Raw genomic sequence first — 13,774 nt, 5'->3', positions numbered from 1 at the left:
ACGCAAGTGCGAACCTGTGCGTCGATGCCCGCCCCTCAGGCGGGCGTGAGCCCGCGCCGCAGCCGGCCGGCGTCACCCCTCGAGCCGCCGCGGTGGAGGGTACGTCGACGATCCGAACGCGCGCGGACGCGCCGGCGGTGTCAGAATGGGGCACATGTCCGACAACACCTCACCCCTCGTGGCGGGCCAGACCCGCCCGCACATCCTGTCCGGAATGCAGCCGACGTCCGACTCGCTGCATCTCGGCAACTACCTCGGTGCGCAGATCAACTGGGTGAGGATGCAGGAGGGGTTCACGCCGTACTTCTGCGTCGTCGACCTGCACGCTCTCACCGTCAGCCCCGACCCGGCGCTGCTGCGTGAACGCTCCTACGCGACGGCTGCGCAATACCTCGCGGGCGGCGTCGACCCGGCGCGCTCGGCCGTCTTCGTCCAGAGCCACGTGCGTGAGCACGCCGAACTGGCGTGGGTGCTCAACTGCATCACCGGTTTCGGCGAGGCCGGGCGCATGACGCAGTTCAAGGACAAGGCCGGCAAGCGCGGCAACGACAACACGAGCGTCGGGCTGTTCACCTACCCGATCCTCATGGCCGCGGACATCCTGCTCTACGACGCGCAGTACGTGCCGGTGGGGGAGGACCAGCGTCAGCACCTCGAGCTGACCCGCAACCTCGCGCAGCGCTTCAACTCCCGTTTCGGCGAGACGTTCGTCGTGCCCGAGCCGTACATCCCGGAGGGCACGGCGAGGGTGATGTCGCTGCAGGATCCGACGAAGAAGATGAGCAAGTCGGACGAGAACGCGAACGCCTCGATCAACATGCTCGACGAGACGAAGAAGAACACGAAGAAGATCAAGTCGGCCGTCACCGACCTCGACAACTTCGTGGCGTTCGACGTCGAGAACAAGCCGGGCATCGCGAACCTGCTGCGCATCCACTCGGCCATCTCGGGCGAGTCGATCGAAACCCTCGTCGAACGTTTCGCCGGGGAGAACCGGTACGGCGCGCTCAAGACCGAGGTGGCCGAGGTGGTCGCCTCCGTCCAGGGCCCCTTCCGTGAGCGCTACCTCGAATTCATGGCTGACCGCGGCGAGCTCGACCGCATCCTCGCCGACGGTGCGGCCCGCGCGCGCGAGATCGCCGCGCCGACGCTCGCCCGCGCCTACGACGCCGTCGGCCTGGTGCCGGCGACGCGCTGAGCGGGACGGATCGTGCGCACCGTCGGCGTCAGCATCGCCGTCCCCGAGCCGTACTTCTCGCAGCTGCGCGAGATGCGTCGCGCCGCGGGCGACCCCCAGGCTGACGCGGTGCCGCCGCACGTCACGCTCATGCCGCCGACGGAGGTGGCGGACGGGCTGATCCCCGCGTTCACCACTCACCTGCACGACGTGGCGCGCGACTTCGCGCCCTTCGACATGATCCTGCGCGGCACCGGCACGTTCCGGCCCACCTCTCCGGTCGTCTTCGTCCAGCTCGCGCAGGGCGTCGACTCGTGTGAGCAGCTGGAATCGGCGGTGCGCAGCGGACCCATCGGCCGCGACCTCGAGTTCCGCTACCACCCTCACGTGACGATCGCCCACCACGTCGACGACGGCGCCTTGACGCATGCCTTCGAGGTGAACAAGCACTACGAGGCGGCGTTCACGGTGAGCGAGTTCCACCTCTACTTCCAGGAGGATGACGGCGTGTGGTCGCCCGTCGAGTCGTTCACGCTGCAGGGCCGCGGCTCGGGCGCCGGAGTGTCCTGAACGCGCCTCGAGCGTGAGGCATCTCGCAGCCGGTGGTTAGGTGCTCCTAAGGTCTGTGTGATATGTCACGATTTACACACATTGGGAACACCCGGCCTCCGAGGCGTCGCCCGGACGGCGTAAAGTGCCCTGCGTGGCAACGAATACTCTCCCCGCGAAGCGGACTGGCAAGGCTGGGAGCACCCTCTTCCTGAAGACGCTGATGGCGGGCTCAGGACTCTTCTTTGTGCTCTTCGTTCTTGGGCATATGTACGGAAACCTCAAGCTCCTGTGGGGCGAAGAGACGTTCAACACGTACGCCCATCACCTGCGCACGATCGGCGAGCCCATGCTCCCGCATCGTGGGCTTCTCGACATCATCGAGGTTCTCCTCGTCCTCGCGCTGATCGCGCACGTCTACTCGGCGGTCAAGCTCTGGCAGCGCGCCGGCACGGCGCGCACGCAGCGCTATGCCGTGAAGAAGACGCAGCTCGGCTTCGGTGGGCACGCCAACAAGGCGATGCGTTGGGGCGGGCTGTTCCTGCTCCTGTTCGTCATCTTCCACCTCATCCAGTTCACCCTGCCCAAGGTGAACTTCAACGGTGAAGACACGAACAACCCGTACTGGCTCGTCCACGACAGCTTCCGCCTGTGGTGGGTCGCCCTCATCTACATCGCGGCGATGATTGCCCTCGGCATGCACCTCATGCACGGCATCTGGAGCGCGGCGCAGACCCTCGGGTGGACCGGTTCGCCGGCGGCACGCAAGAAGGCCAAGCTCGTGGCGCACCTGACGGCCGCCGTCGTCGTCGTCGGCTTCCTCATCCCGCCGCTCGCCGTCCTCTTCCACCTCATCTGACAGGAGACAAGACACCATGAGTACTCCCATGGGTGAAACGGCGCAAAGCGGCTCCGGCGACACGCCGACCGCGACCCAGGAGAAGGGCGGGCGCAACGACGCCCACGCCTTCTTCACCGAGGGCGCGCCGATCAAGGACACCAAGGCTCCCGACGTCGACATCGCGCAGATGTGGACGCAGCACAAGTTCGACGACAAGCTCGTCAACCCCTCGAACCGTCGCAAGCTCGAGGTCATCATCGTCGGCACCGGTCTCGCCGGCGCCTCGGCCGCCGCGACGATGGGTGAGGCCGGGTACAACGTCAAGACGTTCTTCTACCAGGACTCGGCCCGTCGCGCGCACTCGATCGCCGCGCAGGGCGGTATCAACGCCGCGAAGAACTACAACGACGACGGTGACTCCACGTACCGCCTCTTCTACGACACGGTCAAGGGCGGCGACTACCGCAGCCGCGAGACCAACGTCTACCGCCTCGCCGAGGTCAGCACGAACATCATCGACCAGTGCGTCGCCCAGGGTGTTCCGTTCGCGCGTGAGTACGGCGGCTACCTCGACAACCGTTCGTTCGGTGGTGTGCAGGTCGCGCGTACGTTCTACGCCGCGGGCCAGACGGGCCAGCAGTTGCTCATCGGCGCCTACCAGGCCATGGAGCGCCAGGTCGCGAAGGGCACCGTCAAGGAGTACAAGCGCCACGAGATGCTCGAGGTGATCATCAAGGACGGTCGTGCGCGCGGCATCATCACGCGTGACATGGTCACCGGCGCCATCGACACCCACCTCGCCGACGTCGTCGTCCTCGCGACGGGTGGCTACGGCAACGTGTTCTTCCTGTCGACTAACGCGATGGGCTGCAACGTCACCGCCACGTGGCGTGCGCACAAGAAGGGTGCCTACTTCGGCAACCCGTGCTACACGCAGATCCACCCGACCTGCATCCCCGTCTCCGGCGACCACCAGTCGAAGCTGACGCTGATGTCGGAGTCGCTGCGCAACGACGGCCGCATCTGGGTGCCGAAGAACGCAGCCGACTGCGACAAGGACCCGCGCGACATCCCCGAGGAGGCGCGCGACTACTACCTCGAGCGCATCTACCCGGCGTTCGGAAACCTCGTGCCGCGTGACATCGCGTCACGTCAGGCGAAGAACATGTGTGACGAGGGCCGCGGCGTCGGCCCGCTCGTCGACGAGGTCGACGAGCACGGCAACAAGCGCCAGATGCGTCGCGGTGTCTACCTCGACTTCACCGCCGCCATGGAGCGCATGGGTGAGGCGGCCGTAAAGGAGAAGTACGGCAACCTGTTCGACATGTACGCCCGCATCACCGGTGAGGACCCGTACAAGACGCCGATGCGCATCTACCCGGCCGTGCACTACACGATGGGTGGCCTGTGGGTCGACTACGACCTCGAGACCTCCATCACCGGTCTGTACTGCACGGGCGAGGCGAACTTCTCGGACCACGGTGCGAACCGTCTGGGCGCCAGCTCGCTCATGCAGTGCCTCGCGGACGGCTACTTCGTCCTGCCGAACACGATCCGCAACTACCTCGCCGAGGGTCCGTTCGAGAAGGTCGACGAGAACGACCCGGCCGTCGTCGAGGCGCGTCGCTCGGTCGAGGAGCGCATCAACAAGTTCCTCTCCATCAACGGCACCCGCACGGTCGACAGCTTCCACAAGGAGCTCGGCCGCATCATGTGGGAGTACTGCGGCATGGAGCGCAGCGAGGCCGGCCTGACGAAGGCCATCGGTCTCATCCGCGAGCTCAAGAAGGAGTTCTGGAGCAACGTCAAGGTGCTCGGCGCTGCCGACACCCTCAACCAGTCGCTCGAGAAGGCCGGTCGTGTGGCCGACTTCATCGAGCTGGGCGAGCTCATGTGCATCGACGCGCTGCACCGCCGCGAATCGTGTGGTGGTCACTTCCGCGCCGAGAGCCAGACCGAGGACGGCGAGGCGCTGCGTCACGACGACGAGTTCGCCTACGTCGCTGCCTGGGAGTACGGCCAGGACGGCCTCGTGTCCGAGGACGCGGCCAACTCGCCCGTCCTGCACAAGGAAGACCTCGTCTACAAGTTCATCGAACTGAAGCAGCGGAGCTACAAGTGAACCTCACCCTCAAGATCTGGCGTCAGGACAACGCGGCCGCCGCTGGGCGTTTCGAGACCTACCCGGTCAGTGACATCAGCGAGGACATGTCGTTCCTCGAGATGCTCGACGTGCTCAACGAGCAGCTGCAGGCCGACGGCATCGAGCCGATCGCGTTCGACTCCGACTGCCGTGAAGGCATCTGCGGCATGTGCGGTCTCATGATCTCGGGCATGGCTCACGGCCCCGAGGTCACGACGACCTGCCAGCTGCACATGCGCTCGTTCAAGGACGGCGACGAGATCACCGTCGAGCCGTGGCGCGCGGACGCGTTCCCGGTCGTGCGTGACCTCGTCGTCGATCGCAGCGCGTTCGACCGCATCATCCAGTCCGGCGGATACATCTCCGTCAACACGGGTGCTGCGCCGGAGGCCCACAGCCAGCTCGTGCCGAAGCCGCAGGCGGACCGTGCGTTCGAGACGGCCAAGTGCATCGGCTGCGGCGCCTGCGTCGCGGCGTGCCCGAACGCCTCGGGCATGCTCTTCCTCGGTGCGAAGATCACGCACCTCGGTGAGCTGCCGCAGGGCCAGCCGGAGCGCGACGCCCGCGTCGTGTCGATGGTCAACACGCACGACCACGAGGGCTTCGGTGGCTGCACCAACATCGGTGAATGCGCCGCGGCCTGCCCGAAGGAGATCCCGCTTGACGTCATCAGCCAGCTGAACAAGGACTTCCGGACGGCCAAGGCTCGTCACTGACGAGTTCGTCTGCCACACGCGCGAGGGCCCCGATTCCACTATGAAGCGAATCGGGGCTCTCTCTGTGCGGCGTGCCAGCAGACTCGGCCTGTAGGTTGGGGCATGGACGGCGCTACGATTGTGTGTGCCGCACGCAGATCGAATCCAGGGGGGATCGGGGGGGATGATAGGGACGTCTCGACTCTGCCGGGGGCGCGTTTTTCTTCGCGATCTGGGGTTGGACATGGCTTCCGGGGGAATTGTTCTCTTGTTTTGCTATGCGCCGATCGCGATTGCTCTCCGGGTCTGGGCTTCGGTTGCCTCAGGCCATGTTGTGGCTGCCCCGCGTTCCAAGATGCTTGGGGTAATTGACGCGACAGTGCTGTCGGTGCTTGGCGGTTTGGTAGTCGCGGGAATGATTCTGATCCGTGGGACGTCGCCTCGACCTAGCCGGCCTTACCGTAGTAAAAGGTGAACCAGTCGCTGAATAGCTTCGCTGTCTGGGCGGGCTCCCAGCACGATTGCTATGCGACGGGCTTTGCTGCCGTGCTGTGCGAGAAGATTGCGGTCAGCCTGTCGCCGGTGCCGAGGGGCAACAAGGCCTTCAGACGGCCTCGCCGAGACGGGCCCACTCCGGGTCAATGACGCTCTCGTAGTAGTCGAGCAGCTTGTCCGTCATGCCGGCCCAGGAGCGGTCAGCGACCTTCCGGGCCGCCGAGCCCCCCATGCGCTCTCGCATGGCCTCGTCCGCGACGAGGGAACCCACGCTGCGTCGAAGCGCTCCTGGGGCTGACGGGTCGAAGAGCAGCCCCGTCACTCCCGGCTTCACGATGTCGAGCGGGCCGCCGGCAGCGGGCGCGACGACGGGCAACCGCGACGCCATCGCCTCTTGCAGCGTCTGTCCGAACGTCTCCTTCGTTCCCGTGTGGACGAAGACGTCGAAGCTCGCGTAGCTGCGCGCCAACGTCGCACCCTCCTGGCGGCCGAGGAAGTGTGCGTTCGGCAGGAGGCGCTCGAGGTCGTCACGATCCGGGCCCTCGCCGACGATCGCGATGCTGATGCCCGGCAGGTCGGCGATCTCGGCGAGGCGGTGCAATTCCTTCTCCGGCGCGAGACGCCCGACGTACCCGACGATCACCTCGCCGTTCGGCGCGAGGCGTGAGCGCAGCTGCGCGACCTGCGGCGAGCGGCTCAGCTCGGGCGAGTAGGTGGCCGTGTCGACGCCGCGCCCCCACAGCGCGACACGCGGCACGCCGTGCGCGGCGAGCTCGGTGATCGCCGCGCTGCTCGGAGCGAGCGTCAGGTCGGCGAGGGAATGCAGGTGACGCACCCAGGTCCACGACGCGCGATGTGCAAGGGGGCCGACGGGCCCACCGTGCTGCGCGACGTAACTGGGCATGTCGGTCTGGTAGATGGCAACCGTGGGGATACCGAGGTTGCGCGCCGCAGCCAACCCTCGCGCGCCGAGGCCGAAGGGTGAGGCGGCATGAACGACGTCCGGAGCGAAATCGCGCAGGATCTGTTCGAGTCTCCGGGTCGGCAGCCCGACACGGAACGCGCGAAGAGTGACGGTCGGCACCGTCGTCACACGGAAGCCGAGGTACTGCGTCGGGGCGGGGGAGGGGCAGATGACGAGAACGTCGTGCCCTCCGGCAGCCGCGAGACAGTCGAGCACCCGGCACACGCTCGTGGTGACGCCGTTGAGCATCGGCAGGAACGATTCGGTGACGATCGCAATTCGCACGTGCTCAGCACACCCCGCGACGGTGACGCGTGCGCACCCGCGCGATGGCGTCACGCTGAGCGTCAGGTGAACAGCGCGTGGCCCCACGCGAATGCACGCCTCGACCCGCCACGCCCGCCCGGGTGAACTACGGTAAGGGTCATGTCAGACGTGCAGTCGAGCCCGATCGAGGGCTTCTGGGGTGTGATTCCCGCGGGTGGATCGGGAACACGGTTGTGGCCGCTGTCGCGCGCGAACTCGCCGAAGTTCCTGCACGATCTCACCGGGTCGGGGCGCTCGCTGCTGCAGGGGACGGTCGACCGGCTGCAGCCGCTGTGCGGCTCCAACCTCCTCATCGTCACGGGCGCCTCGCACGCCGAGGCCGTGCGTGAGCAGCTGCCCGAGCTCGGCCCGAACGACCTGCTCGTCGAACCCAGCCCGCGCGAGTCGATGCCCGCCATCGGCCTCGCCGCCGCGATCCTCGAGAAGCGGGATCCCGACGCAGTCCTCGGCTCGTTCGCAGCCGACCAGGTCGTCGGCGACACGTCGGTGTTCGAGGACACCGTGCGTCAGGCCGTCGAAGTCGCGCGCGAGGGCTACCTCGTCACCGTCGCCATCCGCCCGACGTACCCATCGACCGGCTTCGGCTACATCCGCGCCGGCAACAACCTCGGCATCGACGGTGCGCCGGACGCGACGATCGTCAAGGCCTTCGTCGAGAAGCCCGACGGCCCGACGGCGCAGGCCTACGTCGCGACCGGCGAATACGCCTGGAACGCCGGCATGTTCGTCGTGCGCGCCGCGACGCTCATGGAGATGATCGAGCACTACCAGCCGCGCCTGGCCGAGTACCTGCGCATCATCGCTGACAACCCGTTCCGCCTCTCGGAGCTGTGGCCGCGCCTGACGAAGATCGCCATCGACAACGCCATCGCCGAACCGGCGGCGGTCGACGGCCGCGTCGCGACGGTGCCCGGCTCGTTCACCTGGGACGACGTCGGTGACTTCGCCTCGCTCGCGTCGCTGCTCGTCGAATCGGCCGACGCGCCGGGCGTCAAGGTGCTCGGGGAGAGCGAACTCGTCGTCATGCAGGACGCGACGGGCGTCGTCGCGCCGCGCTCGGGGCGCACCGTCGTCGCCATGGGTATCGAGGACGTCGTCGTCGTCGACACCGTCGACGCGGTGCTCGTCACGACGCGTGAGCGTGCCCAGGACGTCAAGAAGATCGTCGAGCAGCTCAAACTGAGCGGTCGCGAAGACCTCACCTGAGGATCTCGGACAGAAGGCTGTCGCGTGCGTGCGCCTCGGTTGGGTTCGCGCATCCGAACCCCCGCGTGGTGGGCGGGCTCGCATCGGCGACAATGACCGCATGAACTTCGATCTCGACGCCGTCCGGCGCGCCGCGCTCACCCACGGGTACGAGAAGGCGCTGCGCCCCGCGCTGTTCCGCATCGGCGGGGGAGACGCCGAAGCGGCGCACCACGCGACGATCACGGCGATGGCGCAGCTCGGCGCCCTGCCCGGCAACGGCCTCGCCGTCGACGCCCTCGGCGCGGCCCTGGGCGGACCGTCGAGCCCGGTGACGCTGGCGGGAATACGGTTTCCCGGCCGCGTCGGCCTCGCCGCGGGCGTCGACAAGGACGGCGTCGCCGTCACGTCCTGGCAGGCGCTCGGCTTCGGGCACGTCGAGGTCGGCACCGTCACCGCGCACCCCCAGCCAGGCAACCCGACGCCGCGGCTGTTCCGCCTCAAGGCGAGCGAGGGCATCATCAACCGGATGGGGTTCAACAACGCCGGCTCCGAGGCGCTCGCCGACACCCTGAGCGCCGCGCGCGCGACCGGCACGCTCAAGATCCCCGTCGGCGTCAGCCTCGGCAAGACGAAGACGACGGCCGTCGAGGAGGCAGTCGGCGACTACCTCACGTCGCTCGGACGCCTCTCCGGTCTCGCCGACTACTTCGCCGTCAACGTCTCCAGCCCCAACACGCCCGGGCTGCGTTCGCTGCAGGACAAGGCCCCGCTCCTCGAACTGCTGCAGGCCATCACGACGCGCGAGGCGCACCTGGCGCAACAGCGCGGCGCGCGCCCGACGCCGGTGTTCGTCAAGATCGCGCCCGATCTCACCGAGGACGCGCTCGAGGACGTCCTCGACGTCGCCCACGGTGCCGGGGTGGCCGGTCTCATCGCGACGAACACCACGCTGACGCGCGACGGCATCGCGCGCGCGGATCAGCCGCTGGCCGCCGAGGCAGGCGGGCTCTCGGGTGCCCCGTTGACCCGCCGGGCGCGCGCCGTCGTCGCGTTCCTGTCGGCGCGCACCCAGCTGCCGATCATCGGCGTCGGCGGCGTCATGACCGCCGACGACGGCCTCGCACTCGTCGATGCGGGTGCCGACCTCGTCCAGGTGTACTCCGGTTTCATCTACCGCGGCCCGGCGCTCGTGCGCGATCTCAACGCGGCGCTGCGAGCGCGTCACGCCTGAGAGCGTCCTGCGCCGGCGGACGGGGCACGTGACCTGGGTGACCCGCCCGCCCTTTCGGACGTGACGCGGGTTACAGTGCCCTCATGAGTGGCGCAGACGACCGCAAGCAGACGACCGAGTCGGGCCTCGGGCTCAAGCCGGTGTACTCGGCCAACGACCTGGCGGGCTTCGATCCCGCGACGCGGCTGGGGGAGCCCGGTTCGTACCCGTTCACGCGCGGCGTGTACCCGTCGATGTACACGGGGCGCCCGTGGACGATGCGCCAGTACGCCGGGTTCGGCACGGCGCGTGAGAGCAACCAGCGCTACCACGAGCTCGTCGCCAACGGCACGGGCGGGTTGTCCGTCGCGTTCGACCTGCCGACGCAGATGGGCTACGACTCGGACGCACCGCTCGCGCACGGCGAGGTCGGCAAGGTGGGCGTCGCCATCGACTCGCTCGACGACATGCTCGTCCTGTTCGACGGGTTGCCGCTCGACGAGGTCTCGACGTCGATGACGATCAACGCGCCCGCCTCGAGCCTGCTGCTCATGTATCAGCTCGCTGCCGAGCGGCAGGGCATCCCGGGCACGAAGCTCACGGGCACGATCCAGAACGACGTGCTCAAGGAGTACATCGCGCGCGGCACGTACATCTACCCGCCCGCCGAGTCGCTGCGGCTCATCTCGAACATCTTCGAGTACTGCCACACCGAGATCCCGCGCTGGAACACGATCTCGATCTCCGGGTACCACATGGCCGAGGCAGGCGCGACGCCCGCGCAGGAGATCGCGTTCACCCTCGCCAACGCCAAGGAGTACGTGCGGGCGGCGCTCGCCGCGGGCCTCGACGTCGACGACTTCGCGCCGCGACTGTCGTTCTTCTTCGTCGCGCGCACGACGTTGCTCGAGGAGGTGGCGAAGTTCCGTGCCGCTCGCCGTCTATGGGCGCGCATCATGCGGGACGAGTTCGGCGCGAAGAACCCGAAGTCGCAGATGCTGCGCTTCCACACCCAGACCGCCGGCGTACAGCTGACGGCCCAGCAGCCCGAGGTCAACCTCGTGCGCGTCGCGCTTCAGGGCCTCGGCGCCGTCCTCGGTGGCACGCAGAGCCTGCACACGAACAGCTACGACGAGGCCATCGCGCTGCCGACGGCCAAGGCCGCCCGCCTCGCGCTGCGCACCCAGCAGATCCTCGCGTTCGAGACGGACGTGACGAAGACCGTCGACCCGTTCGCGGGCTCCTACGTCGTCGAGTCGATGACGGACGACCTCGAAGAGGAGGCGATGACGCTCATCCAGGCCGTCGAGGACAAGGGCGGGGCGGTGCGCGCCATCGAAGAGGGCTTCCAGAAGAACGAGATCGAGAAGAGCGCCTACGACGTCGCGCTGCAGATCGACTCGGGGGAGCGGGTCGTCGTCGCCGTCAACAAGTACACCCTCGACGAGGAGGAGCCGTACGAGCCGCTGCGCGTCGACCCGGCGATCGAGGCCGAGCAGTGCGAGCGTCTCGCCACGCTGCGGGCAATCCGCGATCAGGGTGCCGTCGACGCGGCGCTGGAGAAGCTGCAGACCGCGGCCTCCGGCGCCGACAACGTCCTGTGGCCGATGCGTGAGGCCCACGCCGTCGGCGCCACCGGCGGCGAGGTGAGCGACGCCCTGCGCGCGGTGTGGGGCAAGTACACGCCGCGCGACGCGTTCTGAGGCATCGCTCGGGCCGGCCGAGGTGAACGAGCGGCGTCGGTGCGCGGCCGCGCGACAATGAGCACGCTCGAGAAATCGTCGATACCTCCGGCCCGGGCTCGGGCCCCCGAACGAGAAGGACGTGGTGGCCCTGAGCTCCCGCAAGTCACCCCTGGCCGGCATGGGGATCGGCCAGAAGATCGCGACGATCGCGCTCGCCGTCCTCGCCGTCATCGCGCTACTCGCTGTCCTCACCGGGCGCGGGGGAGGAGGCGGCTCGAGCAGCTCTCCGTCGTCGAAGTTCTCGCCCGCGACCTACTCGGACGGCCCGTCGTCGTCCGGTGAGAAGTCGGGCGGGGCGAAGTCGGGCGGGGCGGGCCGGGCACCGTCGAGTGCCCCCACATCGGGTGACGGCGATGCCGCCGACGTGGTGCCCGTCGCGCAGCTGCCCGCGCAGGCGCGGGCGACGCTGAAGCTCATCGACGCAGGGGGACCGTTCCCGTACTCGCGTGATGGCATCGTCTTCGCCAACCGTGAGGGCCGCCTGCCCAAGCATCCGCGCGGCTGGTACCACGAGTACACCGTCGAGACGCCGGGAGAATCCGACCGCGGCGCTCGCAGGTTGATCCAAGGCAAGGACGGCACCATCTATTACACGGGCGACCACTACGAGAGCTTCCGGAGGGTGCAGAGATGACGGCTGCGACGGTGCGTGGGCTGATCGAGGCGGGCCAGGGCGGCTGGGTGCCGCGGGGGCTGACAGGCCCGACGTCCGACGAGTTGCGCTCGCTGTGCAAGGACGCGGGGTGGGGCTTCGTCGAGGTGCGCCTCGCCGGGGTGGCGGACAAGCCCGACCTCATGCGCACTCTCGCGCGCCAGCTCGAGCTGCCCGCTTATTTCGGCGGAAACTGGGACGCCCTCGAGGAATGCCTCGGCGACGTCGTCGCGCGCGAGGACGGCATGGTCCTGCGGCTCAAGGGCCTCGGCGCGCTACCCGCGGGCCTGAGCGACCCGCTCGTCGACATCGTCGACGACCTCGTCGAAGATCATGACGGCGCGGGCCGCACGAGCCCGCTCGTCGTCGTCGCCGACCCGCCGTTGCCGCGCTGAGCGGCGCGGCGGGCCCCGGTGAGAACCCACCGCCGGAGGCGGAGCGTGTGCTGTATCTCATCGAGTCGCGGCGGCGCCCAATAACGGTTCGGTCACCTCGGATCGTTGTCGCTTCAACCCGGTGCGCGACCCCGGTATGCTCAACCGGTCCGGTGGCGTGACGTGCGCCACCTCTGCCAAGACGAAGCCTGTCGTGAGCACGCATCGCGTGCCTGGACGTCGCTCGCCCGCCCCGGGTGCTGACGCACGATGCGGCCTTCGTTCCGATAGACCCAAGGAGTCCCCGTGAAGCGGGTTGTTTCCATCGCTGCCGCCGTCGCCATGACGGCCGGTCTCGCCGCCTGTGGTTCGAACGACAAGTCCTCCGGTTCGTCCTCCGGGGGCACCGACCAGTTCAAGGCCGCCATCGCCTTCGACGTGGGTGGCCGTGGTGACCACTCCTTCAACGACGCCTCCTACCAGGGCCTCGAGGACGCGAAGAAGAAGATCTCGAACCTGTCGATCACGACGGCCGAGGCCTCCGAGTCGGACAACGACCAGGCGCGTGTCAACCGCCTCACGCAGCTCGCCTCCTCGGGCAACAAGGCGATCGTCGCCGTCGGCTTCGTCTACGCGAACGCCGTCGGCCAGGTCGCCAAGAAGTTCCCGAACGTCAAGTTCGCGATCATCGACGACGCGACGCCCGCGTCGGCCGGCTCGAACGTCGAGCAGATCACCTTCAAGGAGAACGAGTCCTCCTACCTCGCCGGTGCCGCGGCCGCCAAGACGAGCAAGACGGGCCACATCGGCTTCGTCGGCGCGCTCAAGGTGCCGCTCATCCAGAAGTTCGAGGCCGGCTACATCGCGGGCGCGAAGAAGGTCAACCCGAACATCAAGGTCGACTCGAAGTACCTCGCCTCCGACGGCAAGGGCTTCAACGACACCCCCGGCGGCAAGGCCGCTGCCGACGCCATGTTCCAGTCCGGCGCCGACATCGTCTTCGCCGCGGCCGGCAAGTCGGGCGACGGCGTCATCTCCTCGGCGCACTCCAAGGGCAAGTGGGCCATCGGCGTCGACTCCGACCAGGCCCTGACGGCTGACAAGTCCGTCGCCGGCTCCGTCCTGACGTCCGCGACGAAGCGCTGCGCGGGCACGGTCGAGGACTTCGTCAACTCGGTCAAGGACGACTCGTTCAAGGGCGGCAACAAGGTCTACGGCCTCAAGGAGGACGGCGTCTCGCTCTCCACGACGGGCAACCACCTGTCCGCCGACACGCTCAAGACCGTCGATGACCTGAAGAAGCAGGTCGTCGACGGCAGGATCACGGTTCCCACGACTCCGTCCAACTGAGTCGCCACCCGGTGAAGGTCCGGCAAGCGGGTGTTCTGCTTGCCGGGCCTTCACGGTTCGAGCA

Annotated in this window: 12 protein-coding genes; 11 read left to right on the top strand and 1 reads right to left on the bottom strand. The window is 68.1% G+C overall.

Going from position 1 to position 13,774, the window contains the following annotated elements; translation table 11 throughout:
* The first annotated feature begins 154 nt into the window (after positions 1-154).
* The 5 genes from trpS to DYE07_RS13455 all read left to right on the top strand — a co-directional run bounded on the left by trpS (position 155) and on the right by DYE07_RS13455 (position 5,426).
* Positions 155-1,198 (top strand): tryptophan--tRNA ligase, encoded by a 1,044-nt coding sequence (gene trpS / locus DYE07_RS13475; protein ID WP_006944447.1) that lies wholly within the window; start codon positions 155-157, stop codon positions 1,196-1,198.
* Between the two features lie 12 nt (positions 1,199-1,210).
* Positions 1,211-1,747, top strand: coding sequence for a 2'-5' RNA ligase family protein (locus tag DYE07_RS13470; protein ID WP_062258003.1), 537 nt, complete (start codon positions 1,211-1,213; stop codon positions 1,745-1,747).
* A gap of 124 nt (positions 1,748-1,871) precedes the next feature.
* A complete protein-coding gene (locus DYE07_RS13465; RefSeq protein ID WP_337905400.1) occupies positions 1,872-2,585 on the top strand; it encodes a succinate dehydrogenase cytochrome b subunit in 714 nt (237 codons plus the stop codon).
* A 169-nt stretch (positions 2,586-2,754) separates the two neighbouring features.
* Positions 2,755-4,689 (top strand): fumarate reductase/succinate dehydrogenase flavoprotein subunit, encoded by a 1,935-nt coding sequence (locus DYE07_RS13460; protein WP_040014475.1) that lies wholly within the window; start codon positions 2,755-2,757, stop codon positions 4,687-4,689.
* On the top strand, positions 4,686-5,426 hold the full coding sequence (locus DYE07_RS13455; protein ID WP_115297272.1) for a succinate dehydrogenase/fumarate reductase iron-sulfur subunit: 741 nt from the start codon (positions 4,686-4,688) through the stop codon (positions 5,424-5,426). Before DYE07_RS13460 ends, DYE07_RS13455 begins: the two co-directional genes overlap by 4 nt.
* 583 nt (positions 5,427-6,009) lie before the next feature.
* Here DYE07_RS13455 and DYE07_RS13450 read toward each other — a convergent pair.
* The gene (locus DYE07_RS13450) at positions 6,010-7,149 is read right to left on the bottom strand and encodes a glycosyltransferase family 4 protein (RefSeq protein ID WP_202775004.1); all 1,140 of its coding nucleotides are present in this window, start codon (positions 7,147-7,149) and stop codon (positions 6,010-6,012) included.
* A 141-nt stretch (positions 7,150-7,290) separates the two neighbouring features.
* Here DYE07_RS13450 and DYE07_RS13445 point away from each other — a divergent pair, with 141 nt between their 5' ends.
* From DYE07_RS13445 to DYE07_RS13420, 6 genes are all read left to right on the top strand, one after another.
* Positions 7,291-8,397 carry a mannose-1-phosphate guanylyltransferase gene (locus tag DYE07_RS13445; RefSeq protein ID WP_074046556.1) on the top strand — a complete coding sequence of 369 codons (1,107 nt, stop codon included), beginning with the start codon at positions 7,291-7,293 and terminating at the stop codon, positions 8,395-8,397.
* 100 nt (positions 8,398-8,497) lie between these two features.
* On the top strand, positions 8,498-9,610 hold the full coding sequence (locus DYE07_RS13440; RefSeq protein WP_051806046.1) for a quinone-dependent dihydroorotate dehydrogenase: 1,113 nt from the start codon (positions 8,498-8,500) through the stop codon (positions 9,608-9,610).
* 83 nt (positions 9,611-9,693) lie between these two features.
* The gene (locus DYE07_RS13435; protein ID WP_115297270.1) at positions 9,694-11,292 is read left to right on the top strand and encodes an acyl-CoA mutase large subunit family protein; all 1,599 of its coding nucleotides are present in this window, start codon (positions 9,694-9,696) and stop codon (positions 11,290-11,292) included.
* 121 nt (positions 11,293-11,413) lie between these two features.
* Positions 11,414-11,968 carry a guanyl-specific ribonuclease gene (locus DYE07_RS13430; RefSeq protein ID WP_235006193.1) on the top strand — a complete coding sequence of 185 codons (555 nt, stop codon included), beginning with the start codon at positions 11,414-11,416 and terminating at the stop codon, positions 11,966-11,968.
* The gene (locus tag DYE07_RS13425; protein WP_115297269.1) at positions 11,965-12,381 is read left to right on the top strand and encodes a barstar family protein; all 417 of its coding nucleotides are present in this window, start codon (positions 11,965-11,967) and stop codon (positions 12,379-12,381) included. The genes DYE07_RS13430 and DYE07_RS13425 overlap by 4 nt, the downstream gene beginning before the upstream one ends.
* Positions 12,382-12,666: 285 nt before the next feature.
* Positions 12,667-13,710 carry a BMP family lipoprotein gene (locus DYE07_RS13420; RefSeq protein ID WP_237723756.1) on the top strand — a complete coding sequence of 348 codons (1,044 nt, stop codon included), beginning with the start codon at positions 12,667-12,669 and terminating at the stop codon, positions 13,708-13,710.
* Positions 13,711-13,774: the final 64 nt, after the last annotated feature.

The organism is Dermacoccus nishinomiyaensis, assembly GCF_900447535.1.
GTDB classification, from domain to species: Bacteria; Actinomycetota; Actinomycetes; order Actinomycetales; family Dermatophilaceae; genus Dermacoccus; species Dermacoccus nishinomiyaensis.
This window is presented reverse-complemented; position numbering and strand designations above follow the sequence as displayed.